This is a genomic window from uncultured Alsobacter sp., from assembly GCF_945952055.1.
Taxonomy (GTDB): Bacteria; Pseudomonadota; Alphaproteobacteria; order Rhizobiales; family Beijerinckiaceae; genus Alsobacter.
Genome location: NZ_CAMFHB010000013.1, coordinates 11544 through 37448, shown reverse-complemented (window position 1 = coordinate 37448; position 25905 = coordinate 11544). Strand labels below are relative to the sequence as shown.

Annotated in this window: 24 protein-coding genes; 7 read left to right on the top strand and 17 right to left on the bottom strand. The window is 69.8% G+C overall.

What is annotated here, in order from left to right; genetic code table 11:
- The first annotated feature begins 71 nt into the window (after positions 1 to 71).
- Positions 72 to 1220, top strand: coding sequence for a DUF898 family protein (locus Q0Q47_RS12020; protein WP_293859477.1), 1149 nt, complete (start codon positions 72 to 74; stop codon positions 1218 to 1220).
- The gene (locus Q0Q47_RS12015; protein WP_293859474.1) at positions 1213 to 2238 is read left to right on the top strand and encodes a M48 family metallopeptidase; all 1026 of its coding nucleotides are present in this window, start codon (positions 1213 to 1215) and stop codon (positions 2236 to 2238) included. Before Q0Q47_RS12020 ends, Q0Q47_RS12015 begins: the two co-directional genes overlap by 8 nt.
- Before the next feature lie 43 nt (positions 2239 to 2281).
- On the opposite strand, the gene Q0Q47_RS12010 is transcribed toward Q0Q47_RS12015, so the two are convergent.
- The 3 genes from Q0Q47_RS12010 to Q0Q47_RS12000 all read right to left on the bottom strand — a co-directional run bounded on the left by Q0Q47_RS12010 (position 2282) and on the right by Q0Q47_RS12000 (position 6775).
- Complete coding sequence (locus Q0Q47_RS12010) at positions 2282 to 3130, bottom strand: 4-(cytidine 5'-diphospho)-2-C-methyl-D-erythritol kinase (RefSeq protein WP_293859471.1); 849 nt, start codon at positions 3128 to 3130, stop codon at positions 2282 to 2284.
- A gap of 23 nt (positions 3131 to 3153) precedes the next feature.
- Entirely contained in the window at positions 3154 to 4941 is a 1788-nt protein-coding gene (locus Q0Q47_RS12005) for a tetratricopeptide repeat protein (RefSeq protein WP_293859468.1), read from the bottom strand.
- A gap of 154 nt (positions 4942 to 5095) precedes the next feature.
- A complete protein-coding gene (locus Q0Q47_RS12000; RefSeq protein ID WP_293859465.1) occupies positions 5096 to 6775 on the bottom strand; it encodes an electron transfer flavoprotein-ubiquinone oxidoreductase in 1680 nt (559 codons plus the stop codon).
- A 271-nt stretch (positions 6776 to 7046) separates the two neighbouring features.
- Here Q0Q47_RS12000 and Q0Q47_RS11995 point away from each other — a divergent pair, with 271 nt between their 5' ends.
- Positions 7047 to 7853: a uracil-DNA glycosylase gene (locus Q0Q47_RS11995; RefSeq protein WP_293859462.1), complete on the top strand. Its 807-nt coding sequence runs from the start codon at positions 7047 to 7049 to the stop codon at positions 7851 to 7853.
- On the opposite strand, the gene Q0Q47_RS11990 is transcribed toward Q0Q47_RS11995, so the two are convergent.
- The 7 genes from Q0Q47_RS11990 to mutY form a co-directional block, all read right to left on the bottom strand.
- Positions 7795 to 8280, bottom strand: coding sequence for a PleD family two-component system response regulator (locus Q0Q47_RS11990; protein ID WP_293859459.1), 486 nt, complete (start codon positions 8278 to 8280; stop codon positions 7795 to 7797). The two genes, Q0Q47_RS11995 and Q0Q47_RS11990, sit on opposite strands and share 59 nt — an antisense overlap.
- Positions 8281 to 8474: 194 nt before the next feature.
- Positions 8475 to 8954, bottom strand: a complete 480-nt coding sequence (locus Q0Q47_RS11985; RefSeq protein WP_293859768.1) for an ATP F0F1 synthase subunit B — start codon at positions 8952 to 8954, stop codon at positions 8475 to 8477.
- Between the two features lie 18 nt (positions 8955 to 8972).
- Positions 8973 to 9515 (bottom strand): F0F1 ATP synthase subunit B, encoded by a 543-nt coding sequence (locus tag Q0Q47_RS11980; RefSeq protein ID WP_293859456.1) that lies wholly within the window; start codon positions 9513 to 9515, stop codon positions 8973 to 8975.
- An 89-nt stretch (positions 9516 to 9604) separates the two neighbouring features.
- Positions 9605 to 9832 carry a F0F1 ATP synthase subunit C gene (locus Q0Q47_RS11975; protein WP_091831801.1) on the bottom strand — a complete coding sequence of 76 codons (228 nt, stop codon included), beginning with the start codon at positions 9830 to 9832 and terminating at the stop codon, positions 9605 to 9607.
- Positions 9833 to 9885: 53 nt separating this feature from the next.
- Positions 9886 to 10635, bottom strand: coding sequence for a F0F1 ATP synthase subunit A (locus Q0Q47_RS11970; RefSeq protein WP_293859435.1), 750 nt, complete (start codon positions 10633 to 10635; stop codon positions 9886 to 9888).
- Positions 10636 to 10721: 86 nt separating this feature from the next.
- Positions 10722 to 10934, bottom strand: a complete 213-nt coding sequence (locus tag Q0Q47_RS31140; RefSeq protein WP_367278238.1) for an AtpZ/AtpI family protein — start codon at positions 10932 to 10934, stop codon at positions 10722 to 10724.
- Between the two features lie 404 nt (positions 10935 to 11338).
- A complete protein-coding gene (gene mutY / locus Q0Q47_RS11960) occupies positions 11339 to 12424 on the bottom strand; it encodes an A/G-specific adenine glycosylase (protein WP_293859429.1) in 1086 nt (361 codons plus the stop codon).
- Positions 12425 to 12470: 46 nt separating this feature from the next.
- Here mutY and Q0Q47_RS11955 point away from each other — a divergent pair, with 46 nt between their 5' ends.
- The 3 genes from Q0Q47_RS11955 (at position 12471) to smc (ending at position 17319) form a co-directional block, all read left to right on the top strand.
- The gene (locus tag Q0Q47_RS11955) at positions 12471 to 13007 is read left to right on the top strand and encodes a DUF721 domain-containing protein (protein ID WP_293859426.1); all 537 of its coding nucleotides are present in this window, start codon (positions 12471 to 12473) and stop codon (positions 13005 to 13007) included.
- A 163-nt stretch (positions 13008 to 13170) separates the two neighbouring features.
- Positions 13171 to 13806, top strand: a complete 636-nt coding sequence (locus Q0Q47_RS11950) for a DsbA family protein (RefSeq protein ID WP_293859423.1) — start codon at positions 13171 to 13173, stop codon at positions 13804 to 13806.
- 57 nt (positions 13807 to 13863) lie between these two features.
- The gene (smc, locus tag Q0Q47_RS11945; protein WP_293859420.1) at positions 13864 to 17319 is read left to right on the top strand and encodes a chromosome segregation protein SMC; all 3456 of its coding nucleotides are present in this window, start codon (positions 13864 to 13866) and stop codon (positions 17317 to 17319) included.
- Positions 17320 to 17578: 259 nt separating this feature from the next.
- Here the strand turns inward: smc and Q0Q47_RS11940 are convergent, their stop codons facing one another.
- From Q0Q47_RS11940 to Q0Q47_RS11925, 4 genes are all read right to left on the bottom strand, one after another.
- Positions 17579 to 18670 (bottom strand): site-specific DNA-methyltransferase, encoded by a 1092-nt coding sequence (locus tag Q0Q47_RS11940; protein WP_293859417.1) that lies wholly within the window; start codon positions 18668 to 18670, stop codon positions 17579 to 17581.
- A gap of 237 nt (positions 18671 to 18907) precedes the next feature.
- On the bottom strand, positions 18908 to 19558 hold the full coding sequence (locus Q0Q47_RS11935) for a ribonuclease HII (protein WP_293859414.1): 651 nt from the start codon (positions 19556 to 19558) through the stop codon (positions 18908 to 18910).
- A gap of 57 nt (positions 19559 to 19615) precedes the next feature.
- Positions 19616 to 20059 carry a VOC family protein gene (locus Q0Q47_RS11930; protein ID WP_293859411.1) on the bottom strand — a complete coding sequence of 148 codons (444 nt, stop codon included), beginning with the start codon at positions 20057 to 20059 and terminating at the stop codon, positions 19616 to 19618.
- A gap of 16 nt (positions 20060 to 20075) precedes the next feature.
- Positions 20076 to 21251: a PA0069 family radical SAM protein gene (locus Q0Q47_RS11925; RefSeq protein WP_293859408.1), complete on the bottom strand. Its 1176-nt coding sequence runs from the start codon at positions 21249 to 21251 to the stop codon at positions 20076 to 20078.
- A 136-nt stretch (positions 21252 to 21387) separates the two neighbouring features.
- Between Q0Q47_RS11925 and Q0Q47_RS11920 the strand changes: the two genes are divergently transcribed.
- The gene (locus Q0Q47_RS11920; protein WP_293859405.1) at positions 21388 to 21906 is read left to right on the top strand and encodes a hypothetical protein; all 519 of its coding nucleotides are present in this window, start codon (positions 21388 to 21390) and stop codon (positions 21904 to 21906) included.
- Here the strand turns inward: Q0Q47_RS11920 and Q0Q47_RS11915 are convergent.
- The 3 genes from Q0Q47_RS11915 to gcvPA form a co-directional block, all read right to left on the bottom strand.
- Entirely contained in the window at positions 21901 to 22818 is a 918-nt protein-coding gene (locus tag Q0Q47_RS11915; RefSeq protein WP_293859403.1) for a neutral zinc metallopeptidase, read from the bottom strand. The two genes, Q0Q47_RS11920 and Q0Q47_RS11915, sit on opposite strands and share 6 nt — an antisense overlap.
- Positions 22819 to 22943: 125 nt before the next feature.
- Positions 22944 to 24515: an aminomethyl-transferring glycine dehydrogenase subunit GcvPB gene (gcvPB, locus tag Q0Q47_RS11910; RefSeq protein ID WP_293859400.1), complete on the bottom strand. Its 1572-nt coding sequence runs from the start codon at positions 24513 to 24515 to the stop codon at positions 22944 to 22946.
- Positions 24515 to 25855 carry an aminomethyl-transferring glycine dehydrogenase subunit GcvPA gene (gene gcvPA / locus Q0Q47_RS11905; protein ID WP_293859397.1) on the bottom strand — a complete coding sequence of 447 codons (1341 nt, stop codon included), beginning with the start codon at positions 25853 to 25855 and terminating at the stop codon, positions 24515 to 24517. Before gcvPA ends, gcvPB begins: the two co-directional genes overlap by 1 nt.
- Between the last annotated feature and the right edge of the window lie 50 nt (positions 25856 to 25905).

Below are 25905 nucleotides of genomic sequence, written 5' to 3'. Positions count from 1 at the left end.
GGTCCTTGTCGGGCGACATTTCGCATGCACGATATGGAGATTATTCGACGATCCATTCGACTGCGTGCGCGATGACCCCCTCCTTTTGCTCCGCCTGCGGCACCAAGCTGCCCGACCAGGTGCGGTTCTGCCCCTCCTGCGGCCAGTTCGTCGCCGATGCGCCGGGAGCACCGGCCGCCCCTGCCCCGATCCGCTCCCTGGTGCCGCGCGAGGTCACGCCGCAGTTCCGCGGGCAGGCCTCCGAGTATTTCGGCATCTGGATCGTCAACGTGCTGCTGTCGATCGTCACGATCGGCATCTACTCGGCCTGGGCCAAGGTCAGGCGGCTGCGCTACTTCTACGGCAACACGGAGCTGGACGGGCACACCTTTGACTACCACGCCCAGCCGATGCAGATCCTCAAGGGGCGGGTCCTGGTCGTCGGCGCGTTGATCCTCTACCAGGCGCTGGTGGCCATCTCGCCGTTCTTCTCCGTCCTGCTCGTCGCCTATGTCTTCGCCCTGCCCTGGGCCATCAACAGCTCGCTGGCGTTCAATGCCCGGATGACGAGCTACCGCAACGTGCGGTTCTCGTTCCAGGGCAATTACTGGTCCGCCTTCTTCATCTACGCCGTCTTCCCCGTCCTGATCCTTCTGTCGCTGGGCCTGCTGCTGCCGTTCTTCTCGAAGCTGTCCGGCAGCTATGTCGGAAACCGGCTCCGCTTCGGCGTGGCGGCTTTCCGCACGGACATGAAGGTCGGCCCGCTCTACGGCAATCTCGGACTGAGCGTCCTGTTCCTGCTCGGCTGCTCGGTCGCGTTCGCCGTGCTGATCGGGCTGATCATGGTGGCGACCGCCGGGAAATCCGTCGATGGACGCGAGATGGTCGCGGTCGTGCCCTTTGCGATCTACGTCTCCTTCATCGTCTCGGCGGTGTTCTACCGGGCCGGCGTCAGGAACGTTCTGTTCGGCGCCACGCGGCTCGAACCCGGCCACCAGCTCGTCTCTCGCCTGAACCGGGCCAAGATGGCCTGGATCGCCGTGTCGAACACCGTCGTGACCATCCTCACCATCGGCCTCATGCGCCCCTGGGCCGCCATCCGGTCCTACCGGTACACGATGGCGTCCTCGGCACTGGTCGTGCAGGGCTCGCTCGACGGGATCGTCGCGGCGGCGGCCACGCAGGGCTCGGTCGTCGCCTCGGAATACGTGGACGTCGGAGGGATCGACCTCGGTGTCTGATCCCGGCCAGAGCCAGGGCCTGCGGGGGCGCTTCTTCGCCCAGGGAGCCACGACGGTCCGCAACGCGGTGCTGCGGCGCGAGGCCGGCACGCTGATCGTCGATCTCGGCGACGGCGAACGCCGGGCCGCGCCCACCATCGCCGAGGTGAGCGAGCGGGTCGGGCGCATCCCGGTCCAGATCCGCTTTTCCGACGGCAGCGCCTTCGAGGTTCCCTGGGACGCCGACCTCGCCGTCCTCGGCCATGTCTCCGGCGCGCATGAGGCGGTGCTCAACCGCGTGGAGCGCAACTGGATGGCGGTGGCGGCCGCGACCGTTGGCCTGGTGCTGACGGCGGCCGCCCTCTACGTCTGGGGCGTGCCCGCAGCGGCGCGGGGCCTCGCCGCAGTGACGCCCGCGGCGGTGGTGACAGCCATCGACGCCGCCAGCCGGGAAACGTTCGAGCGCTCCATCCTGCAGCCGACCACCGTGTCCCAGGCCCGGCAGGACCAGCTGCGATCGGCCTTCGCGGACATGCTGGACAAGGCGGGCTACCAGGGGCCGCCGCCCCGGCTGCTTTTCGCCAGCGCGCCCTCCATCGGGGCGAACGCCTTCGCCCTTCCCGGCGGCACGGTGCTGGTCACCGACGGCCTCCTGACGCTGGCGAGCACCGACGACGAGATCCTGGGCGTCCTGGCCCACGAGGCGGGTCACGTGCAGGCCCGCCATGGCCTGCGCCAGCTCTATGCGGCCCTGGGCATCTACGTGGTGATGGGCATGATCGGCGGGGATCCCGGCCATCTCGCCGACACCGTCGCGACCCAGGCCGGAGCGCTGCAGATGCTCTCCTACTCCCGGGACTTCGAACGCGAAGCCGACCGCTACGGGGTCGCCGCGATGAAGGCCGCCGGACGGGATCCCCTCGCCCTGGCGAGGATCCTGGGCCGCCTCGGCAAGCAGGACGATTCGAGCCTCTGGTCGAGCCACCCCGACACGGCGGAACGCAGGGCGGAGATCGAGCGGCTGGCAAAGGAGCCATGACGCCCGACCCGGATGCGGAGAGGCAGGTGCACGTTGGACCGGCCTAGCGCAGCACCGTCGGCACCACCCACCACTCCGGCCGGCGCAGCCGGACCTGGCGCGCGGCGCGGGCGGCGGCGTGGCAATCCGGATAGAGCGCGAAGCAGGTCGCGCCGGAACCGGACATGCGGACGATGGTGGCCTGGGGCGTCACCGCGAGCGTCCACAAGACCTCCCCGATCACGGGCTGCACGAACAGCGCCGGCGCCTGCAGGTCGTTGCGCCCCTTGAGGATGAGGTCCGCCGGGTCGTCGGCCCCCTCGCCACGGTCGGCCGGATTGGCCGCCCCCTTGGCCAGCCCGAGTTGCGCGAACACGGACGGCGTGGGCACCGGACGGCGCGGGTTGACGAGCACCGCGAACCGGGGAGCGAGCCCCAGGGGCGGTCCGACCCGCTCGCCGGCTCCCGCCATGATGCGGGCCACCGGATCGAGGCACACCGGCACGTCCGAGCCGGTGGCTCGTGCCGCAGAGGACAGGCGCGGGTCGTCCGGGGCGAGCCCGTTCAGCCGGGCGAGCAGCCGCAGGGCCGCGGCCGCGTCGGAGGATCCTCCGCCCAGGCCAGCGGCCACCGGAAGGCGCTTGAGAAGCCGGAACGCACCGAGGCGCAGCCCCGCCACCTCGCGCGCCAGGAGCCGCGCCGCCTTGATGACGAGGTTCTCGTCGTCCGGCCCCGCCGACACTGCGGTGGGCCCCTCGACGGCAATGGACAGGTCGGGGCCCGGCACCAGCTCCAGCCTGTCGCCGGCGCCGGCAAAGGCCACGAGGCTGAAGAGGTCGTGATAACCGTCCTCGCGACGCCCCCGCACGTGGAGCGTCAGGTTCACCTTGGCCGGGGCACGTTCGGCGAGCACGGGGCCGGCCACGTCGTCTGGCGTCAGCCGCCGCTGGCCTTGTTGGGCTCGGCTTCGGCCGCGGCCGGCTTCGGATCGTCCGGGAGGCCCTTCTCGATCTTCTCCAGGATCTTGGGAAGATCCTCGGGCTCCGGCTTCAGGTCGCGCGCGTGGTTCCACTGGAACGTCGCCTCGAGGCGACGGCCGACCTTCCAGTACACGTCGCCGAGGTGGTCGTTGATGACCGGATCGGCGGGCTTCAGTTCCACGGCCTTCTCGAGGAAGCGCAGGGCTTCGTCGTAGCGGCCCAGCCGGTAGTAGGCCCAGCCGAGGCTGTCGACGATGTAGCCGTCCGTCGGGCGCTGCTCGACGGCGCGCTTCAGCATCTTGAACGCCTCGTCGATGTTCATGTGCTGGTCGGCCCACGAATAGCCGAGATAGTTCAGCACCAGCGGCTGGTCCGGATAGAGCTCCAGCGCCTTGCGGAAGTCGGCCTCCGCCTTCGGCCACTGCTTGGTGCGCTCATAGGCGATGCCGCGGAAGTAGAACACCGACCAGTGCCCCTGCTCGACCTTGTCGAGCGTGCCGATGGCGCGGGTGTAGGCGTCAACCGCCTTCTCGAAGTCCTTGCGCGACCGATAGACGTTGCCGAGCGCGCTCAGCGTGTCGAAGTCCTTCGGCGAGGTCGTCAGGATCCTCTGCAGGTGCTCCACCGCCTCGGGGCGACGCTCGAGCTGCTCGAGATTGAGCGCGATCTGGATGTCGGAGCTGCGCCGCATCGGCGAGGTCGCGGGCACCATCTCGTAGGTGTCGTTGGCCCGCTCGAGCTGCTTCAGGCGGTCGTAGATGTCGGCCAGCGTGATGGTCGTCAGAACGTTCGAGTTGTCGAGCCACAGCGCCAGCCGCAGGTAGATCATGCCGGCCAGTTCGTCGCCCTGCCGGTTGCCCGCGGCGCCCAGCCCGTAAAGCACTTCGGCGGCGCCGGCCGCGACGGTCGGAACGGCGCTGTCGAGCGGCTTACCGGCGTCGAGCTTCGCCATCGCGTCCACCACGATCGGATGGCGCGGCAGCAGCTTGTCGAACGCCGCGTAGACCTTCTTGGCCTCGTCGATCTTGCCGCGGCGCGCGAGGAAGCGGCCGTAGACGTCGACCATGCGCAGGGTCCGGCTCTCCGCGTCGTAGGCGGCCTTCAGGCGCTTCTCGGCCTCCGGAACGTTGCCGGCGACGTCGGCGATCAGGCCGGCATGGTAGTCGCGGAAAACGCCGAGCCCCTCGCCACCCTTCATCGCGTCGATCGTCTCGATGGCCTTCTTGGCGTTCCCGGCCCCGAGATAGGACCACGCGCTCAGCAGGGTGCCGGTGAGGTCGTCCGCCCGGTTCTTGCCGCCGCGGGCGAAGCGCTGCCGGGACTTCGCGTACTGCTTGGCCTTGAAATCGCGGACCGCCAGAACGAGCTGCGCGGGAACGTTGGCCGGCTGCTTGGCGACGATGCGCTCGCCGAGCTTCACCGCCTCGGGATAGGCCCCCTCGACCAGCAGCGCGATGAAGGCCCGCTCGGTCAATTCCGCGCTGCGTGGATCGTCGCGCAGCGCCTCGCGATAGAAGAAGGCGGCCGCGCTCGTGTCCCGCGAGGCACCGGCGACCCATGCGGACAGGTAGTTGCCCGCCAGGCTCGACCCGGCGTCGATGGTGTCGGTGTAAGCCTGCGTCGCGCCTTCCCCGGCCGCCTGGACGGGCCCCGGCAAAAGGCCGGCCGCCAGCAGAGCCGCGGTCGCGGCTGTCCGGATGAAAGCGGCGCGTGCGCGCCCCGACTTCGAAGTCCAATGGGCCACGGCGTGGTGTCTCCGACGGGCTGCGCGGCGCAGCCCTAGTCATCGCTGAATCGTCCCCGCAACATGGCGTTTTTGGGGTGCGCGGGCAAGGTCGAGCGACAGTTCGTCCCTTTTCCCCGCCGATCCTGGTTTCCTCGCGATCGCGCCGCGAGGCCTACATATTGGGATAGTTGGGCCCGCCGCCCCCTTCGGGCGTCACCCAGGTGATGTTCTGGGCGGGGTCCTTGATGTCGCAGGTCTTGCAGTGCACGCAGTTCTGCGCGTTGATCACGAAGCGGGGATCGGTCTTCGCGTCGGCATTGGCATAGACGATTTCGTACACGCCGGCCGGGCAGTAGAGCCGCGCCGGCTCGCCATAGACCGGCAGGTTCCTGGCCACCGGGATCGAGGGATCCGCCAGCTTCAGGTGGGCCGGCTGGTCTTCCTCGTGATTGGTCGCCGACAGGAACACCGACGACAGCTTGTCGAACGACACGACGCCGTCGGGCTTGGGATAGGCGATGGGCTTCACCTGGTCGATGGGCTTCAGCGTCGCGTGGTCGGGCTTGCCATGGCCCAGCGTCCCGAACAGCGAGAAGCCGAACAGTTCGTTGGTCCACATGTCGAGGCCGCCGAGCGCCACGCCAATTGCGGTGCCGTAGCGCGACCACAGCGGCTTGGCGTTGCGGACCTTCTTGAGATCCTGCCCGATGGCGGAATCCCGCCAGGTCTTCTCGTAGCCCGCGAGCACGTCGTTCGAGCGCCCCTGCGCGATCGCGTCGCAGGCGTGCTCCGCCGCCATCATCCCCGAGAGGATGGCGTTGTGCGACCCCTTGATGCGGGGCACGTTGACGAAGCCGGCCGAGCACCCGATCAGCGCGCCGCCCGGGAAGGCCAGATTGGGCACCGACTGCCAGCCGCCCTCGGTGATGGCGCGGGCACCATAGCTGATGCGCTTGCCGCCTTCGAACGTCGAGCGCACCAGCGGATGGGTCTTGAAGCGCTGGAACTCGTCGAAGGGCGAGAGGGTCGGGTTCTGGTAGTTGAGGTGGACCACGAAGCCGACGGCGACGAGATTGTCCTCGAGATGGTAGAGGAAGGATCCGCCGCCGGTCGAGTTGTCGAGCGGCCAGCCGAAGCTGTGCTGCACGAGGCCCGGCTGGTGCTTGTCCGGCGCGACTTGCCACAGCTCCTTCAGGCCGATGCCGAACTTCTGCGGCTCGCGCCCCTCGGCGAGGTTGAATTTCGCGATCAGCTGCTTCGACAGCGACCCGCGGGCCCCCTCGGCGAAGAGCACGTACTTGCCACGCAGCTCCATGCCGCGCGTGAAGCCGTCCTTCACCTCGCCCGTCTTCGAGATGCCCATGTCGCCGGTCGCGACGCCGACGACCTCGCCGCTCTCGCCGAACAGCACCTCGGCCGCCGCGAAGCCCGGGTAGATCTCCACGCCGAGCGCCTCGGCCCGAGTCGCAAGCCAGCGCGCGACGTTGCCGAGCGACACGATGTAGTTGCCGTGGTTGGACATCAGCCGCGGCATGAACATGTTGGGAAGCCGCAGGGCTCCCGCCGGCCCGAGGACGTAGAAGCGGTCGTCCGTCACGGGGGTGCGCAGCGGCGCGGTGTCATCCTCGCGCCAATCGGGCAGAAGCCGGTCGAGACCGATCGGATCGACGACGGCCCCGGAAAGAATGTGGGCCCCGACCTCCGATCCCTTCTCGACCACGACGACCGAGAGATCCGGATTGACCTGTTTCACGCGGATCGCGGCGGCAAGGCCCGCGGGGCCCGCTCCGACGATGACGATGTCGTAGTCCATGCCCTCGCGGGGCGTGCTCTGGGCTTCGGCCAGGTCCATTCCCGGTCATCTCCGCTTTGCTTCGCGTTCACCTATGGAGGACGGGCGAAAAGCCTGCAAGCCGTCCTTTTGCCACCGGCTCGACCGTTGCCGCGCAAAAGCGGACGGAGGACTGCACGAGGGCTCGCAGGCCATTCCCCTCGCGTCCCCGACGCTCCGGACGCGGGCCGTGAAAGGGGGGACGCGATGTTCTCGCAGACAGCGTGCCGCCGCCGGGGCGTGAGACCACGCCGCGTTTCCCTGGAGGCGCGGCATGCTCTAGAAACGAGCCATGGACGACCTCGCCTTCGACCCCCGCCAATCTGCCGCAGAGCTCATCCGCTGGTACGTGGAGATGGGCGTCGACGCCGTGGTGGACGAGGCGCCGCGCGATCGGCTGGCCGAGGCGCGCCGGCCCGTCGTCCAGGAGCGGGTAACGCCCTCGCCGGGCGCTCGCCCGGTCGCCGCTCCGGGCGACGCGACCGAGGAGGCGCGCCAGTTGGCGCGCTCCGCACCGGATCTCGACGCCTTGCGGGGGCTGCTGGAGCGTTTCGAGGGCTGCGCCCTGCGCGGAACGGCGAAGTCGCTGGTCTTCGCGGACGGCAATCCCGCCGGGCGGGTGATGTTCGTCGGGGAAGCCCCGGGTGCCGAGGAGGACCGGATCGGCAAGCCCTTCGTGGGGCGAAGCGGGCAGCTGCTGGACCGCATGCTGGCGGCCATCGGCCTCGACCGGGACCAAGTCTACATCGCCAACATCATTCCGTGGCGGCCGCCGGGAAACCGCACGCCCACGCCGCAGGAGGCGGCCGTGTGCCAGCCCTTCATCGAGCGGCAGATCGAGCTCGCCGATCCCGACATCCTGGTGTGCCTCGGAGGTCCGTCGGCGCAGGCCTTGTTGGCCACGAAGGACGGAATCCTGAAAAGCCGCGGCCGATGGACGACCTACGCCACCGGCACGCGGGAGATCCGCGCCCTGGCAACCCTCCACCCGGCCTACCTGCTGCGGCAGCCGCTGCAGAAGCGGCTCGCCTGGCGCGACTTCAAGACGATTCGGGCGGCATTGGACGCAACGCCCCGTCCCCCTGGCCCGTCGGCATGAGCTTGTGACGGGCGCCCTCGACCTCGACGCTGGGGACCGTCTCGGCCACGCGGGCGATGCTGCGCAGCAGCACGTCGGGTGCGAACGGCTTGCGGATCACCGTCACCGCGCCGAGGTCCCTCGCCATGGCCACCATGGCTGCCGTGGGCAAGGCGGTCATGACGATGATGGCTGGCCGGGGAGCCAGGTCGATCGACGAGAGAGACCGGAACACGACGTCGCCGTTCATGTCGGTCATGAACCAGTCGAGAAGGATGACGTCCGGCGAGCGTTCGAGCACGGCCGACAACACGTCCGCTCCGGACCCGACGTCGCTCACGAACTTGGCGCCGAAGGTCCTGAGTGTCCGCACCGCGAGCTTTCGCTGGGGTAGGCTGTCGTCCGCCACGAGATAGCGGAACGACCAGATCCGTCGCAACGTACCCATCTGAAACCACGACATAAAAAAAGACGTCTGAAACGACGTCAGCAGAAAGCGGCAGCGCTTAAGCCACCGTTACGCGAGGGTGCGACAATTTCGCACGCCCCGGATGCAGGGTCGGCAGGACACACGGAAGGGCTGAAACGACAAAGGCCGCCCGGAGGCGGCCTGTCTCGGAGTGGATCCGGTGTGCGAGCGGATCAGTTCAGCTTGGCCCGAACTTCGGCCAGGCCCTGGCTCACGAGCGCGTCGCCGCTGCCGCCGTGAACCCGGTTGCGCAGGATGCCTTCGGCAGCCTTGACGGCGGCCTCCGCGGCAGCGGCGCGAACCTCGGCAGTCGCCTGGACCTCGGCCTGCGCGATCTTCTGCTCGGCCATCTTGGTGCGGCGGGCGACGAAGTCGGCGAGCTTGGCGTGGGCGTCCTGGGCGAGACGCTCGGCCTCGGCCCGGGCGGCCTTCACGATGTCGTCGGCCTCGGACTCGGCCTGCTGACGGCGCTTCTGGTAGTCCGCCAGGACGCGCTGGGCTTCCTCGCGGAGCTGGCGGGCGTCCTCCAGCTCGGCGCTGATCTTGGCGCTGCGGCCGTCGAGACCATCGACCAGCGCCTTGAAGGCACCCATCTTCCAGGCGATGCCCACGAAGATGAAGAAGGCGACGGCGACCCAGAATTCAGGTTCCATGAAGAACATGGCGCGTCCTCACTGAGCCAGGGAACGGGAAACGGCAGCCTCGACCTCGTCGGTCGCGGGCGCCTGCCCGGCAAGGCGCTCGACGATCGCAGCGGCCGCGTCGACCGCGATGCCGCGGACGTTCTGCATGGCCTTCTGCTTGCCGTCGACGATCTGCTGCTCGGCCGCGGCGAGCTTGACGTTGAGGTCGGCCTCCAGCGCCTTGCGGCGGGCGTCCGATTCAGCAGCGAGCTTGTCGCGGGTTTCGCCGGCGATGGCCTGGGCCTTCGCCTTGGCATCCGCGAGCGCTTTTTCGTAAGCCGCGATGGCGGCATCGGTCTCGGACTTGAGCTTGGCCGCCTTGTCGAGGTCGCCCTCGATCCGGTTGCTGCGCTCCTCGAGGATCGCGGCGACACGCGGCAGGGCCACCTTGCTCATCAGCACGTAGAGCGCGCCGAAGGCAATCGCCAGCCAAAGCAGCTGGCCACCGAAGGTGCTGCTGTCGAACGGCGGAAAGCCGCCGCCGTGCTCGGCGGGAGCATGTCCGGTCGATGTATGTGTCGTCTGCGCCATGACCATTCCTCAGACTGACTGGACCGCCGACCACGGGCAGCGGGGCGGATGACCGCCCCGCGCCGGACGACGACCGACCTTGCCGCCGATCAGACGGCGAAGAGGAGGAGCAGCGCGATCAGCAGCGAGAAGATGCCGAGCGCTTCCGTCAGCGCGAAGCCGAGGAGAAGCGTGCCGCGCTGGCCGTCGGCGGCCGACGGGTTGCGCAGGGCGCCCGACAGGAACTGGCCGAACAGGTTGCCGAGGCCGATGCCGGCGCCCGCCATGCCGAGGCAGGCCAGACCAGCGCCAATGTACTTCGCAGCGACGGGATCCATGGAACACTCCTTGAGGTCGGATCGTGGGGAGAGAAGCCCCGGCCGGGGTGACGTCAGTGGCCGGGGTGAAGGGCGTCGTGAAGGTAGATCGAGGTCAGCGTGGCGAAGACATAGGCCTGCAGCACGGCGACCAGCACTTCGAGGGCGGTGAGCGCGACGGTGAGCGCCAGCGGCAGCGGGGACAGGATTCCCCAGGCCCCGGCGGCCAGAAGCGTGGCGATGAAGCCCGCGAAGATCTTGAGGGCGATGTGACCCGCCAGCATGTTGGCGAACAGACGGACCGAGAGGCTGATGGGCCGCGAGATGAACGAGATCACCTCGATCGGGACCAGGATCAGCAGCATGAGCGGATGCACGCCCGACGGCACGAAGAGGCCGAAGAAGTGCGTGCCGTGCGCCATCAGCCCGTAGATGATGACGGTGAGGATCACCAGGCCGGCGAGCGCCGCCGTGACGATGATGTGGCTGGTGACCGTGAAGCCGTAGGGGAGCATGCCCGCCAGGTTCAGGACCAGGATGAAGATGAAGAGGGAGAAGACGAGCGGGAAGAACTTCATCCCGTCGTGCCCAGCCGAACTTCGAACCGTGTCGGCCACGAAATTGTAGAGCAGTTCCACCACCGACTGGAGCCGGGACGGCACCATGCTGCGGCTCAAGGTCGCCATCAGCATGACGACCGTGATGACCGCCACGGCGGCGAACATGTACAGCGCCGACTGGGTGAAGGCGATTTCCGTCCCGCCGATGTGGAACAGAGGCTGCCCAATGGTCTTCAGCTGAAACTGATGAATCGGATCGGCCATGGCCGGTCAGGCTCTCTCTTTTCCGTCGCGCGTCCTTCCCGGAGGAAGGCCGCACGCCCGCCGTCGAAACGGCACCACGAATTCGGTCAGGATCCCCCACCCGCGTCCGGCGATCCGGGCGGCCGGACGAAGCCCGACGCACGCATCACGTTCCAGACGCCGGCGCCGAAGCCCAGCAGCACGAAGATGATCATCCCCCAGGGTCGCGTACCCGCGAACTGGTCGAGCCCCCACCCCATGCCAGCCCCGGCGATGATGCCGGCGATGAACTCCGTCGAGAGACGGAAGGCCTTCCCCATCGAGGATGGATCTGCCTTCTGGGGCGTGCGGTCCGCGCGCCCGCCGGGAGCAGCGCCACGCGTTTCCGCGAGACGTTTTTCCAGGCGTTCGAGCCTTCCGGAGAGATCGACGTCCCTGGGAGATCCCGGTCCCGTCCCGTGCCCGTCTCGCTGGTCGTCAGCCGTCATGGCGAAAACCGCGCCCAAGAGCCCGGGGCGCCACCGGACACCCCCTTGAAAGTCGGGCGCACCATAGTTTCCGGTCTGTTAGGTGTCAAGGATGGTCGGATCTCCATCATCCCGTTGAAATAACAGGATTTTTGCGTCCTTCGACCAATGGATGGGGACGATCGACCTTTCCGTTTCGCAACATCGCGCGGCGGCGTGGCGGTCGTGCGGGACTCACGGCGCTCCGGGCGGGTCGATCAGCCCTCCACGCCCGCATGGGCGAGGACCTTGCGAAACACGGTGGGAAAGGCGGCGCCCGCGATCTCGCCGGCCGGCAACCAGCGTGTGCCCGGGGGGGCCGGCGTCGGCACCGGGGCCCGGCCACGGTAGACGGTCAGGTCGAGGGGAAAATGCGTGAAGACGTGGACCACGGCGCCCGGGAGCTTCTGCCAGGCGATGGGGAGCGGAGCCTCGCCGAGGTCGCCCGAGTCGTCGCGGGTCGCCGCCCACGCGGTCCCGGGCACCTCGGTCATCCCGCCCAGAAGACCCTTGGGCGGCCTCGTGCGCACCAGGATGGCGCCGTCGGCCCGCACCGCGACGAAGGCGGCGCCGGAGCGGCGCTTGCCTTCGGTCTTCTTCTCCTTGCGCGGAAAGCTCTGGGCGGTGCCCAGCGCGCGGGCCTCGCACCGGTCGGCGAAGGGGCACAGCCCGCAGGCCGGGTTCTTCGGCGAGCACAGCGTGGCGCCAAGGTCCATCATCGCCTGGGCGAAATCGCCCGGCCGCCGCGACGGCGTCAGCGCGTCGGTGAGCGCGCGGATGGCGGGCTTGGAACCGGGCAACGGCTCCTCGAAGGCATGGAGCCGCGTCACCACGCGCTCGACGTTTCCGTCCACCACCACCGCCCTGCGGTCGAAGGCGATGGCGGCCACCGCCGCCGCCGTGTAGGCCCCGATTCCCGGCAGGCCGCGCAGGGCTTCCTCGCCGTCGGGAAACACGCCGCCATGCTTCTCAACGACGGCCTTGGCGCAGGCATGGAGATTGCGCGCCCTGGAATAGTAGCCGAGCCCGGCCCAGGCCTTCATGACCTCCTCCGTCGGCGCCGCCGCGAGGTCGGCGACGGTCGGGAACAGGGAGAGGAACCTCTGGAAATAGGGAATGACGGCCCTGACGGTGGTCTGCTGCAGCATGACCTCCGACAGCCACACCCGGTAGGGATCCGCCGTCTCGCCGGGGCGGGCGCGCCAGGGCAGGACCCGCCGATGCCGGTCGTACCAGGCCAGGAGGGCGTCCGCGGCATCCGGAAGCGGACTTGCGCGTTTGTCGGGAGCGGGGGATCGCGTCATGCTAACAAGGCTGACGGTGCGGCCCCGGCATCGCAAGAGGCAGGCTGTGGACAAGACGACGCAAGACAAGGCCCCGTCCCCCCGGCCCTTCAAGCCGCGGCTCTCGCCGCTGGCCGACCTGCTCGATTCGGCGATCGGGCCGATTCTCGCCGCCAAGGGATTCGCGGCGTCCGACGTCGTCGTCGGCTGGCCCGAGATCGTGGGGCCCCGGCTCGCCCCTCACTGCGAGCCCTTGCGGATGCGCTGGCCGCGCAAGCCTGCCGGCGTCGTCGACGGTTCTCCCGGCGAACCGGCGACCCTGGAGATCCGCGTCGAGGGCGCCTTCGCGCTCGAAGTGCAGCACATGGTCCCGGTGATCATGGAGCGCGTGAACACGCGCTACGGCTGGCGCTGTGTCGGCCGCATCGTCCTGAAGCAGGGGCCGGTCGGGCGCGACAGGGTGGTGGCCAAGCCGCCCCCTCCCCCCGACGAGAGCGCCGTCGCGGCGGCGCGTGACGTCGTCGGCGGGGTCGAGGACGATGCCCTGCGGGATGCGCTGGTGAGGCTCGGTGCGGGCATCCTGTCGCGAAAAGCGGCCCGTTGACGCGTTTGTGACCGCGCTGGGGCGCGCAGGTTGCTTCCACCCGGTGTCTCACTCGGGCTTACCTGCGTCTTGCCACAATGCTCGTGCCGATGGATTGTCGACGTGGACCCGGCTCCGGCGCGACAGCCGCACAGCCTGGGCAGCCAGACCGAGGAGACGATCGATGCCGACCCGCCGTTCCGTGTTCCACAGCCTCGCCGCCGCGGGCGCGCTCGCCCTGGCGCTGCCGGGTCTGTCCGCTCCGGCCGCGGCTCAATCTGCGGCCGAGCTGGCGATCCCGGGTCCGATGGGAGACATCTTCCTCGGCAAGGACGACGCCAAGGTCACCATCTACGAATATGCGTCGATGACCTGCACGCACTGCGCGGCCTTCCACGGCAAGACCTGGCCGGCCCTCAAGTCGAAGTACATCGACACGGGCAAGGTCCGCTTCGTGCTGCGGGAATTCCCGCTCGATCCCCTCGCCACCGCGGGCTTCATGCTCGCGAGGTGCGCCGGCAACGACAAATACTACGCGGTGGTCGACCTCCTGTTCTCGCAGCAGAAGAACTGGGCGTTCACCGACAAGCCGCTCCAGGGACTCTCCTCGCTCGTCAAGCAGGCGGGCTTTACACAGGAATCCTTCGAAGCCTGCTTGAAAAACCAGCAGATCTATGACGCGGTGAACGCGGTACGGGATCGGGGCGCCAAGATCGGCGTGGACTCGACCCCGACGTTCTTCATCAACGGCCAGATCCAGCGGGGCGCGATCTCGATTGAAGAGTTCGACAAGATCCTCGCTCCGCTCGTCGGGAGCTGACGTCGCCGCCGGCCTGATTCGGCGCGCGGGAGGCCGCGCGCCGCGGGACCGCGCGTCATGAGGCTCACCCGGCTGCGGCTCGTCGGGTTCAAGTCCTTCGTGGAACCCACGGAATTCCTGATCGAGCCGGGTCTGACCGGCGTGGTCGGGCCGAACGGCTGCGGCAAGTCGAACCTCGTCGAGGCCCTGCGCTGGGTCATGGGCGAGAGCTCCTACAAGAGCCTGCGCGCCTCGGGCATGGACGACGTGATCTTCGCGGGCTCGGGCAACCGCTCGGCCCGCAACACGGCCGAGGTCGGCCTCGTCATCGACAACAAGGAACGCACGGCCCCGGCCGCCTTCAACGACGCCGACCAGCTCGACGTGACGCGCCGGATCGAGCGCGACGAGGGCTCCGTCTACAAGATCAACGGGAAGGACGTCCGCGCCCGCGACATCCAGCTCCTGTTCGCCGACGCCTCCACCGGCGCCCGCTCGCCCGCCATGGTCCGCCAGGGGCAGATCGGCGAGATCATCGCCGCCAAGCCGCAGGCCCGCCGCCGCATTCTCGAGGACGCGGCCGGCATCGCCGGCCTCCACTCCCGCCGCCACGAGGCGGAGATGCGGCTGAAGGGCGCCGAGGACAACCTGCTGCGCCTGGAGGACGTGCTCCAGCAGATCGACGGGCAGGTCGACAGCCTGCGCCGGCAGGCCCGCCAGGCCGCCCGTTACCGCTCGCTCGCCTCCGACATCCGCAAGGCCGACGCCCTGCTGCTGTGGCTGGCGTGGCGCGAGGCGAGCGAGGCTGTTCTCGCCGCGGAAGCCAAGGTCGACGCCGACGTGCGGGACGTGGCCGAGCGGACGCGCCAGCAGGCCGAGTCCGCCCGCCTGCAGGCCGTCGCGGCACACGGGCTCCCCGCCCTGCGCGATGCCGAGGCCTCGGCCGCAGCGGCACTGCAGAGGCTGCTGCTGGCGCGCGAGGCCCTCGACGCCGAGGAACGGCGCGCCCAGGAACGCGCGGTCGAGCTCGCCCGGCGCGCCGAGGAACTCGTGCGCGACCTCGCCCGCGAGCGCGCCCTGATCGAGGATGCGGCCGGCGCCCTGGAACGCCTCGACACCGAATCCGAGGGACTGGCCGCGGACGCCGAAGGCGCGACGGAGGCCCAGGCCGAGGCCCAGGAGCGCCTGGCGGCGCTCGAGGACGTGCTGTTCGATTCGGAGGCCGCGCTGGCCGCCGCCCAATCGGCCGTCGCCGACCGCAATGCCCGCCGCGCCGCCGCCGAACGCGCCCTGCGCGAGGCGGAGGAACGGGTCGTGCGGCTGGAGCGCGAGCGCGAGAAGGTGGCGCGCGACATCGCCGCCATCGACGCCTCGCTGGGCGGCGACGCCGACCTGGAGACCCTGCGGGCCGAGATGGAGGCCGTGACCGAGGCGGCCGCGGAAGCCGAGGACCGCGCCGCCGCCGCGCGCGAGGCCCATGCGTCGGCCCGCGACCGCGAAGCGGCCCTGCGCGCGCCCCTCCAGGAAGCGGACCGCACGGCGCAGCGTCTCGACACCGAGGCGCGGACCCTCGCCAAGCTGCTGACGCCGCCCTCGGACCGCCGCTTCACGCCCGTCCTCGACGCGCTGACGGTGACCAAGGGATATGAGACCGCCCTGGGTGCGGCGCTGGGCGAGGACCTGGACGCGCCGGCCAACACGGCAGCTCCGATCCACTGGGCGGAGACGGACGGTAGCGCGGATGCCGCTCTGCCGGCCGGCGCCGCCCCGCTGGCCGACCATGTCGAGGGCCCGCCAGCCCTGCTGCGCAGGCTGCGCCAGGTGGGCGTCGTCGCCCGCGCCGACGGCCCTCGCCTGCGCGGACTGCTCAGGACCGGGCAACGGCTCGTCAGCGTCGAGGGCGACCTGTGGCGGTGGGACGGGTTCACCAGTGCCGCCGATGCCCCGAGCGCCGCCGCGAGACGCCTGGCCGAGCGCAACCGGCTGGGCGAGCTCAAGGCCCAGGCCCAGGAGGCGCGCGAGCGCGCCGACAGCCTTCGCGTCGAGGCCGAGGCCGCGCAGGCCGCCGTGAAGCTGGCCGCCCGGGACGAGACGCAGGACTACGAATCGGCCGTGATGATGCGCCGTGGCGTGGAAGCTGTGCGCCAGCGGCTCGCCGAGGCCGAGCGTCGCCGTGGCGAGGTGGCCGCCCGCCGTGCCGCCCTGTCCGACGCGCTCGAGCGCCTGTCGACGGAACTCGCCAACGCGATCGGCAGCCGGGACGAGACGACCGCGCTGATCGCGGGCCTCCCCGGCGCCGCCGACCTCGAGGCGGCGCTCGACCGGGCCAAGGCGCGGGCCGCCCACGATCGCCAGGCCGCCAGCGAAGCGCGGGTGCTCGTGCAGTCCCTGCAACGCGAAGGCGAGATGCGGGCCCGTCGGCTCGCGGCCATCGTGGCCGAGCGCACCGCCTGGGACGACCGTCGCAGCCGGAGCATCCGACAGATCGACGAGATCGAGCGGCGCTCGACCGAGGTCGAGGAGGAGCGCGAGGCGCTGCGCGAGGCGCCCGAGGCCTTCCTGCTGCGGCGGCGCTCCGTCATGACTCAGATCAGCGAGGCCGAGGGCCGCCGCAAGGAGGCCGCCGAGGTGCTGGCTGCCGCCGAGGGCGCGCTGTCGGACCTCGACCGCGTCGCCCGGGAGGCCCTCGCGGCCCTCTCGTCCGTGCGCGAGGAACGCGCGCGCTCCGAAGCCCGCCTCGAGGCGGCCCGGCAGAAGCTCGGCGAGACCGTCCGCACCATCCAGGAGCGGCTCGAGGCCGACCCGCCGCAGCTGCCGGAGATGGCCGGTCTCGCCGCGAACGCGGCCGTGCCGGACGTCGCCGAGGTCGAGCGCCGGCTGGAGAACCTGCGCCAGGACCGCGAACGCCTGGGTGCCGTCAACCTGCGGGCGGACGAGGAACTGTCCACCATCGAGGCGCAGCGCGACGGCCTCGTCGCGGAGCGCGAGGACCTCACCGAGGCGATCAAGCGCCTGCGCACCGCGATCGGCAACCTGAACCGCGAGGGCCGCGAGCGCCTTCTCGCCGCCTTCCAGGTCGTGCAGGGGCATTTCGAGCGCCTGTTCACGAGCCTCTTCGGGGGCGGCACCGCACAGCTCGAGCTCATCGAATCGGACGACCCGCTGGAGGCCGGCCTCGAGATCGTCGCTCGCCCGCCGGGCAAGAAGCCCCAGGTGCTCACGCTCCTCTCCGGCGGCGAGCAGGCGCTGACCGCCATCGCGCTCATCTTCGCGGTGTTCCTGACGAACCCCTCGCCAATCTGCGTGCTGGACGAGGTCGACGCGCCTCTCGACGACGCCAACGTCGAGCGCTACTGCGATCTCCTGCACGAGATGGCGCAGTCGACCGAGACACGCTTCATCGTCATCACCCACAACCCCATCACCATGGCCCGCATGGACCGCCTCTTCGGCGTCACCATGGCGGAACGCGGCGTCAGCCAGCTGGTATCGGTGGACCTGGAACGCGCCGAGCAGTTCCTGGAAGCGAGCTGACGCTCTGCCGTCCCTGCCCCATGCTCTTCATCGCGAGGGCCTGGGACTCATTCACCGGGGGAGCCAAAGCGCAACGAAGGGCACCAAGTCCTGCCCCCTCCGCCGCAGCGAAGCAACCCTGTCGACTGCGCGCCCATCTCTCCGGTCTAAGCACCAGGCCCGGCCATGACGCTGAGAGGGTCAGGCAAGCTGGATGGGCCGAAGAGTCATTGGCTCTCGGGGACAAGGACTTGAACGAAGAACAGCCCGAGCCTTTGGCTCAGGCAGCCTTCATCGCGCCGCGCAGGACCTGCCGGAACGAATCGATCGGCACGAGCGCGCTGCCCTGCTCGACATGCCAGAACGTCCAGCCGTTGCAGGCCGGCAGGCCCTGGACCAGGGCACCGATCTTGTGGATCGAGCCGATCACCCCGCCATGGGCGAGCGTGCCGTCCGGCCTCACGACCACCCGCCAGCGGCGGCGCTCGTCGGTGAGCTCGGCGCCGGGCACCAGCATGCCGGCCTCGACGACGGCGAGGAACGGGATGCGCGGCTCGCTGCGCTTCTCGGGCGCGGGCTCGAGCGAGGCGGCCGACAGGGGCTCGACCCGCGCGATGCGCTCCATGGCCGCCGTCGCGTAGGACGTCTCGCGCTCGATGCCGATGAAATGACGCCCGAGCCGGCGCGCCACGGCGCCGGTGGTGCCGGTCCCGAAGAAGGGATCGAGCACGACGTCGCCGGGGTTGGACGACGCCATCATCACGCGGGCCAGCAGCGCCTCGGGCTTCTGGGTGGGGTGAAGCTTCTGGCCGCCCGCGTCCTTCAGCCGTTCCTGGCCGGTGCACAGCGGAAGGAACCAGTCCGAGCGCACCTGCAGGTCTTCGTTGCCGGCCTTCAGGGCGTCGTAGTGGAACGTGTAGGACTTGGACTTCTGGTCGCGCGAGGCCCAGATCATCGTCTCGTGGGCGTTGGTGAACCGGCGCCCCCGGAAGTTCGGCATGGGGTTGGCCTTGCGCCACACCACGTCGTTGAGGATCCAGAACCCGAGGTCCTGGAGCGCCGTGCCCACGCGGAAAATGTTGTGGTAGGAGCCGATCACCCACAGCGTGGCGTTGGGCTTCATCACGCGCCGGCAGGCCAGCAGCCAGGCCCGCGTGAAGGCATCGTAGTCGGAAAAGCTCGCGAACTTGTCCCAGTCGTCATCGACCGCATCGACGAGCGACTGGTCCGGCCGCGTGAGGCCGCCTTCGAGCTGCAGATTGTAGGGTGGGTCGGCGAAGACCACGTCGACGCTGGCGTCGGGAAGCTTCTCGAGCTCCGCGACGCAGTCTCCGACCAGGACACGGTCGAGGGGGAGCGGCGCGCGCTCCATCCGACGTGCCGACAGGGGTCGCCCGGTACGCAAAACCTGAACCCGGGTCCCACTGTCGGCTGCGTCGGTACGCTGGATACCCATGTGCAGCACCGTTTACGCAACGCAACTCAACGACGCGATCATGGGTGCATCAGGGTAAAGAGCTCGTTTCCAGCGTGATATTATTTCGTCCGAAATAAGGACAGTTTCGGCAAGAATTGCCGATGTCTGATTTTTACTGGTTGTTAATTGAGATTAATCGTTCGTTTCCGAACCGAACGCTGCGGACCCGAAGGTCAGGCGGTGGAAAGGGCAATGCCCCAGGGTCCCGATGGCCGCGCGGTGGGCGGCCGTGGGATAGCCCGCATGGCGTTCGAAGCCATAGCCGGGATAGTGCCGGCCCAGGCGGGCCATCATGCGGTCGCGCGTGACCTTGGCCACGATCGAGGCGGCCGCGATGGACGCCACCTGCGCGTCACCCTTGATCACCGCCTCGCCCGGGCCGGGCCACGGCGGCAGGTCGCGACCGTCCACGAGCACGAAGGCGGGGCGATGCCGGAGGGCCGAAAGGGCTCGGCGCATCGCTTCGAGGGACGCCTTGCGGATGTCCGTCTCGTCGATACGGACGGCCGAAACCGACGCGACGGCGACGTCGGCCGTGCTGAGGATGGCCTCGTAGAGGATCTCTCGCTGCCCTGGCTGGAGCTTTTTCGAATCGTCGAGCCCGCTGGGGATGCGGTCGGGATCGAGAATCACCGCGGCGGCGACGACGGGCCCCGCCAGCGGTCCCCGGCCGACCTCGTCCACGCCCGCAACGGGGGCCGTGCCCGAGCGGTAGAGATCGGCCTCACGCCGGAAGTCGGGACCTGAGACGAACTGGACGGTGCGGATAGCGATTCGGGCCATGCCCCCATGCTGTCGCCTCGCGGGCCGAGCGCAAGGGCCGGGGCGGGTTGCCCACCGTCACGATGCGTCCCGGGCCGAATCCGGCAGCACCACGTTTCCGCGCGAATCGAAGGTCCAGAACGGGTTGAAGGCGATCTCCCAGATGAAGCCGTCCGGATCGGCGACGAAGCCGATGGTGCCGCCCCAGAACGCCTTGTGCGCCGGCTTCACCAGGGTCCCGCCGGCCTCCACGAAGCCGGCGATGGTGCTCTCGACGGCCGCGGGGTCCGCCACGTTCAACGCAAGCGTCACTCCCGCGCCGGGCGGCCCGCCAGCCTCCTGTCCGAGGTCCCGGGCAAGGTCGGCGCGGCCGTAGAGCGCCAGCACTGTGCCCCCGGCCTGGAAGAAGGCGCAGCCCTCCTGGCTCTCGGACGATGCCGTCCATCCCAGCCGTTCGTAGAAGGCGCGCGCCCGTGCGACGTCCTGCACGCCGAGCGTGATCAGGCTCATCCTCTGGTCCATGGCGGCATCCCCCTCGTCAGAACAGCGTGAGCTGCTCGCCCGCGGCGCGCGGCGGCGTGAACAGATCGGTCCGGAGCTTGGCCCGGCGCTTGTTGAAGCCGAGGCGCTCGGACGCGATCTCGAAACGGCGGCCGATCAGCCAGGCGAACGGGCCGTCGCCGGTCATGCGTTCTCCCCACTTCGCATCGTAGTCCTTGCCGCCACGCGTCGAGCGCACCAGCGACAGCACGTGGCGCAGCTTGCCGGGATGATGCTCCAGGAGCCACTCCCGCACGAGATCGCGGATCTCGAGGGGGAGCCGCAGCATCACGTAGCCGGCCTCGCGCGCACCGGCCTCGTAGGCCGCTTCGAGAATGCGCTCGATCTCGGGGTCGTTCACCGCCGGGATGATGGGCGCCACCATGACCGAGGTAGGGATGCCGGCCGCCGAAAGCTGACGGATCGCCTCCAGCCGGCGGTGCGGCGCGGCCGCGCGCGGCTCCATCTCGCGGGCGAGCTTGGGATCGAGCGTCGTGACGGACAGGGCGACCTTGGCCAGACCTTTCGCCGCCATGCGCGACAGGATGTCGATGTCGCGCGTCACCAGGGCCGACTTCGTCACGATGCCGACCGGATGATTCGCCTTCTCCAGCACCTCGAGCAACGAGCGCATGATGCGATGCTCGCGCTCGATCGGCTGGTAGGGATCCGTGTTGGTGCCGATCGCGATCGTCTTCGGGCTGTAGCCGGGAGCGGCGAGTTCGCGCTCCAGGAGCTGCGCGGCGCCGGCCTTGGCGAAAAGCTTGGTCTCGAAGTCGAGCCCAGGCGAGAGCCCCATGAAGGCATGGGTCGGCCGGGCGAAGCAGTACACGCAGCCGTGCTCGCACCCCCGATAGGGATTGATCGACCGATCGAACGAGATGTCGGGCGATTCGTTGCGGGTGATCACCGTCTTGGGCTTCTCGACCGTCACCTCGGTCTTGAGCGGCGGCAGGTCTCCGCCGCTCTCCCAGCCGTCGTCCACGGCCTCGCGCGTCAGCGGTTCGAATCGGCCCGTGCGGTTGGTGGCCGTGCCTCGCCCGCGCCGGCGGGCGGGATCCAAGGCATCCGACCCGAAGGCCAGGCCATCGCCGATGACGACGTTGTTGGGTCCGGGGCGCGGCTTGCCGAGGCGGTCGGCCGGCGCACGCAAACTGGTCTGGCGGTTCAGCATCTCTTCGCTCCGAGTTCGGAACATAAAGAGAACAAACCCCAGACTCGTTCCCAACGCAAGCAGGAACGCTGCCGCATCCCCCGCTCTCGGCCACTCCCCTCTTGCCTCGTTGGCGCGCGCCTTGCAGCGTGCCGCCATGCTGTCCGTGATCATTCCCGTCGTGGCCGACGAATCGGCCCTCATCGAGACCCTCGCCGCCCTCGTCCCGGCCGTGGCGGACGGGGCGATCCGCGACGTCAGCCTGGCGGCGCCACCGTCGACGGGCATTCTGCGCGACCTCTCCGATGCCACGGGGTGCCGGCTGGTCGAAACTGTGGGGCCTCGTGCTGCGCTGGTCGCGGCAGCGGCCGGCCAGGCACGCTGCGACTGGCTGCTGGTGCTCGAACCCGGCCTCGTCCCCGGCTCGCTGTGGGCCGACGAGGCGGCCGACTTCGTCGCCAGGTCGAGGCGCCCGGAGACGGCCGGCTTCACGCTTCAGCCCGCCCGCGGGGCCAGCGCTGCGCTGCGCGCCTGGGCCATCAACGCCTCGGCTGGCCTGCTGGGGCGGCCCCATCCCGACCTGGGTCTCATCCGCCCGCGCGACGGCGCGGGCTCGTTGCCGTTCACCCGGCTGCAAAGCCCCATCCACGACCGGCGGATGGGCCCCGGCTCATAGCCGGACGTTCTGCTGGAAGGTGTTGCACTGGCGAATGTCGCCGCCCTTGAGGCCGATGGTCAGCCAGCGCACGCGCTGCTCGGACGAGCCGTGGGTGAAGCTGTCGGGCACGACGTAGCCCTGCGCCTGCTTCTGCAGCTTGTCGTCGCCGATCGCGGTCGCGGCGGCGACGGCCTGCCTGACGTCGTTCTCGTCGATGTTGTTGTGGCGCGCGTTCATCTTGTTCGCCCACACGCCGGCGAGGCAGTCGGCCATCAGCTCCACGCGCACCGACAGCGCGTTGGCCTCGGTGCGGTCGCCGCGGCGCTGCGCCTGCTGCACCTTCGGCAGGATCCCGAGGAGGTTCTCGACGTGGTGGCCGACCTCGTGGGCGATGACGTAGCCATAGGCGAAGTCCCCACCGCCGCCGAAGCGCCGCTGCATCTCCTGGAAGAAGGACGTGTCGAGATAAACCTTCTGGTCGACGGGGCAGTAGAACGGCCCCATCGCGGCCTGGGCCGCACCGCATTCCGAACGCGTCGCGCCGGAGAACAGCACCAGGCGCGGCGCGACGTATTCGCGGTTCGCCTGTTGCGGCAGCACCTGCGACCACACGTCCTCGGTCTCGCCGAGGATCTTGGCGACGAAGGTGCCCACCTGGTCCGAAGGCGCTCCGGGCCGCGTGGGCGCGCTCTGGCGCTGCTGCACCGAACTGGACGAGCCGCCGGCGATCATTTCCGCGCCGCCGATGAGGATCGCGGGGTTGATGCCCAGCGCCCAGCCCACGAGCCCGAGCACGATGACCGTGCCGATGCCCAGCCGCCCGCCGCCGAACCCGATTCCACTCGGCCCCGAACCGCCGCCGAAGCCGCCGCCGTCATCGCCGCGGCGGTCCTCGATGTTCTGGGATGTCCTGAGATCGTCGATGCGCATGGCGTTCCACCCGTGACTGTGCAGCCGGCCGCAGGATCAATGCAGGACCGGCCACCCGGTTGCAACGCCGGGCTGTCCAACCATCATGCCGCATGCGCGGCCCGGCGGAAACCTTCCCGGCGGGACTACTCGGCGGCGTCGCGGATGGGCTCCGGTGGCGTCCAGCGCAGCACGGGCGAGCGCGCCGCCTTGGTCTCGTCCAGGCGCCGGCGCGGCGCCAGACGCGGAGCCGCGGTGAAGCGCTCCGTGTCGCCGGCCTTCACCGCCAGCGCGAGATCCCGCAGCGTGGCGACGAACAGGTCGAGCGAAGCCTTGGACTCGCTTTCGGTCGGCTCGACCAGCATGGCTCCGTGCGCCACCAGCGGGAAGTACACCGTCATCGGGTGATACCCCTCGTCGATCATCGCCTTGGCGAAATCGAGCGTGGTGACGCCCGTGCCCTTCAGCCACGTGTCGTCGAACAGGGCCTCGTGCATGCAGGGCTTGTCGCCGAACGGCTGCGACATGAGGTCGGCGAGACCCGCACGGACGTAGTTGGCGTTGAGGACGGCATCCTCGGAGGCCTGCCTCAGGCCGTCGGACCCGTGCGAGAGCATGTAGGACATGGCCCGCACGAACATGCCCATCTGGCCATGGAACGCCGTCATGCGCCCGAAGGACTGGGCCGCCTCGCCGTCGCCGTCGACCTCCACCAGGGCGAGCCCGTCGCCGGACCGCCGCACGAAGGGCACCGGCGCGAAGGCCGCGAGCCGATCGGACAGCACCACCGGGCCAGCGCCGGGTCCGCCGCCGCCGTGCGGCGTCGAGAAGGTCTTGTGCAGGTTGATGTGCATCGCGTCGACGCCGAGATCGCCCGGGCGCGCCTTGTCCACGATCGCGTTGAAGTTGGCGCCGTCGCAGTAGAAGTAGGCGCCGGCCGCGTGCACCGCGTCGGCGATGGCCACCACGTCGCGCTCGAAGAGCCCGCAGGTGTTGGGGTTCGTCAGCATGATGGCGGCAACGTCGGGCCCGAGCACGGCCTTCACCGCTTCCGGATCGACGGTGCCGTCCTCACGGGCCGGAACGGCGCGGACCGTGAAGCCGATCAGCGCCGCCGTCGCGGGGTTGGTGCCATGGGCACTGTCGGGAACCACCACGACCGTGCGCTGCGCGGCTTCGCCCCGGGCGGCTATGGCGGCCTTGATGGCCATCATGCCGCACAGTTCGCCATGGGCGCCGGCCTTGGGCGACAGGGCGACCGCCGCCATGCCGGTGAGCGTCGTCAACCAGTGGCCGAGCATCTCCATGAGCGCCAGCGCGCCCTGGACCGTCGAGACCGGCTGGAGCGGGTGGATGTCGCCGATGCCGGGCAGGCGCGCCATCTTCTCGTTCAGGCGCGGGTTGTGCTTCATGGTGCAGGAGCCGAGCGGGAACAGCCCGGTGTCGATGCCGTAGTTCTTCTGCGACAGCCGGACGTAGTGGCGCATGGCCTCCGGTTCGGAGAGCCCCGGAAGAGCCAGCGGCGTCTTGCGCTCCAGGCCCCCCAGTCGCGAGACGAAAGGCGCCGGCTCGTCGATGTCCACGCCGGTGGCGTCCAGCCGCCCGGTCTCGAACAGCAGCGCTTCTTCCTGCAGGAGAGCGCGGTTCCCCGTGAAGGTGCCCGCTCCCGACGTTGCGGCCTCACCCGTGCCCGTGGGGCGTCCCTGACGATTCAGCATCACAGCACCTCCCGCAGGCCGGCCACCAGCGCGGCGCGGTCCTCATCGGTGTTCACCTCCGTGGAGGCCACCAGCAACAGATCGTCGAGTCCGGCCCCGGGCAGGAGCCGCGAGACCGGGACGCCGCCCAGGATCCCGCGCCGCGCGAGATCCTCGACCACGTCCGCGGCGGGCCGCGGCAGGCGCACGGTGAACTCGTTGAAGAACACCCAGTTCAGCACGGTCACGCCGGGAACGCCGTCCAGCATGTCGGCCAGCCGCACCGCATTGGCGTGGTTGACGCGCGCGAGGCGCGTCAGGCCGGCCTGGCCCAGGAGCGACATGTGGATGGTGAAGGCGAGCGAGCACAGGCCCGAATTGGTGCAGATGTTCGAGGTCGCCTTGTCGCGGCGGATGTGCTGCTCGCGCGTGGACAGGGTCAGCACGAAGCCGCGATTGCCGTCGGCGTCCACCGTCTCGCCGCACAGGCGGCCCGGCATCTGGCGCACATATTTGGATCGCGTGGCGAAGAGGCCGACATAGGGGCCGCCGAAGGACAGCGCGTTCCCGATCGACTGGCCCTCGCCCACCACGATGTCGGCGCCCATCGCGCCCGGCGGCTCGACGAGCCCGAGCGACACCGCCTCCGTGAACACCGCGATCAGCAGGGCGCCGTTGGCATGGCAGGCATCGGCGACGGCGCGCAGGTCGCGCAGGTTGCCGAAGACATCGGGCGTCTGCACCACCACGCAGGACACGGTGCCGTCGATGGCCTGGATCAGGTCCTCGGCCGCGCTGACGTCCGGCTCGAGGGCGACCACGTCGTCGCCGGCCATGGCCGACAGCGTCCGCACCACGTCGGCATAATGGGGGTGGAGCCCGCCCGACAGCACCGCCTTGCGCCGGCGCGTCACCCGGTGGGCCATCAGCACGGCCTCGCCGCACCCGGTCGAGCCGTCGTACATGGAGGCGTTGGCGACCTCCATGCCGGTCAGCGCCGCCACCTGGGTCTGGAACTCGAACAGGTATTGCAGCGTGCCCTGGGCGATCTCGGGCTGGTAGGGCGTGTAGCTCGTCAGGAACTCGGAGCGCTGGATGAGGTGGTCGACGCTCGCCGGCACGTGGTGCTTGTAGGCCCCTGCCCCCACGAAGAACGGGACCGAGCCGGCCGAAACGTTGGCCGCGGCCATGCGCCCGATGGCGCGCTCGACCTCGAGCTCGGTCTTGCGGCGCGGCAGATCGACGAGGTCCGCGAGACGGTGCTTCTCGGGGATGTCGACGAACAGCGCGTCGATGGAGCCGACGCCGATGCGCGCCAGCATGTCGGCGCGCTCGGTGTCGGTGAGTGGCAGGTAACGCATCGGGCAGGCTCCGGACGGATCGGACAGGCACCGCGGCCGGCGGCGCCGAG

Coding starts and splice junctions, on each gene's coding strand:
- Q0Q47_RS12020 (WP_293859477.1), top strand. CDS start 72: ATGACCCCCTCCTTTTGCTCCGCCTGCGGCACCAAGCTGCCCGACCAG.
- Q0Q47_RS12000 (WP_293859465.1), bottom strand. CDS start 6,775: ATGGACCTGGCCGAAGCCCAGAGCACGCCCCGCGAGGGCATGGACTAC.
- Q0Q47_RS11995 (WP_293859462.1), top strand. CDS start 7,047: ATGGACGACCTCGCCTTCGACCCCCGCCAATCTGCCGCAGAGCTCATC.
- Q0Q47_RS11990 (WP_293859459.1), bottom strand. CDS start 8,280: ATGGGTACGTTGCGACGGATCTGGTCGTTCCGCTATCTCGTGGCGGAC.
- Q0Q47_RS11985 (WP_293859768.1), bottom strand. CDS start 8,954: ATGGAACCTGAATTCTGGGTCGCCGTCGCCTTCTTCATCTTCGTGGGC.
- Q0Q47_RS11980 (WP_293859456.1), bottom strand. CDS start 9,515: ATGGCGCAGACGACACATACATCGACCGGACATGCTCCCGCCGAGCAC.
- Q0Q47_RS11975 (WP_091831801.1), bottom strand. CDS start 9,832: ATGGATCCCGTCGCTGCGAAGTACATTGGCGCTGGTCTGGCCTGCCTC.
- Q0Q47_RS11970 (WP_293859435.1), bottom strand. CDS start 10,635: ATGGCCGATCCGATTCATCAGTTTCAGCTGAAGACCATTGGGCAGCCT.
- Q0Q47_RS31140 (WP_367278238.1), bottom strand. CDS start 10,934: ATGGGGAAGGCCTTCCGTCTCTCGACGGAGTTCATCGCCGGCATCATC.
- mutY (WP_293859429.1), bottom strand. CDS start 12,424: ATGACGCGATCCCCCGCTCCCGACAAACGCGCAAGTCCGCTTCCGGAT.
- Q0Q47_RS11950 (WP_293859423.1), top strand. CDS start 13,171: ATGCCGACCCGCCGTTCCGTGTTCCACAGCCTCGCCGCCGCGGGCGCG.
- smc (WP_293859420.1), top strand. CDS start 13,864: ATGAGGCTCACCCGGCTGCGGCTCGTCGGGTTCAAGTCCTTCGTGGAA.
- Q0Q47_RS11940 (WP_293859417.1), bottom strand. CDS start 18,670: ATGGAGCGCGCGCCGCTCCCCCTCGACCGTGTCCTGGTCGGAGACTGC.
- Q0Q47_RS11935 (WP_293859414.1), bottom strand. CDS start 19,558: ATGGCCCGAATCGCTATCCGCACCGTCCAGTTCGTCTCAGGTCCCGAC.
- Q0Q47_RS11930 (WP_293859411.1), bottom strand. CDS start 20,059: ATGGACCAGAGGATGAGCCTGATCACGCTCGGCGTGCAGGACGTCGCA.
- Q0Q47_RS11925 (WP_293859408.1), bottom strand. CDS start 21,251: ATGCTGAACCGCCAGACCAGTTTGCGTGCGCCGGCCGACCGCCTCGGC.
- Q0Q47_RS11920 (WP_293859405.1), top strand. CDS start 21,388: ATGCTGTCCGTGATCATTCCCGTCGTGGCCGACGAATCGGCCCTCATC.
- Q0Q47_RS11915 (WP_293859403.1), bottom strand. CDS start 22,818: ATGCGCATCGACGATCTCAGGACATCCCAGAACATCGAGGACCGCCGC.
- gcvPB (WP_293859400.1), bottom strand. CDS start 24,515: ATGCTGAATCGTCAGGGACGCCCCACGGGCACGGGTGAGGCCGCAACG.
- gcvPA (WP_293859397.1), bottom strand. CDS start 25,855: ATGCGTTACCTGCCACTCACCGACACCGAGCGCGCCGACATGCTGGCG.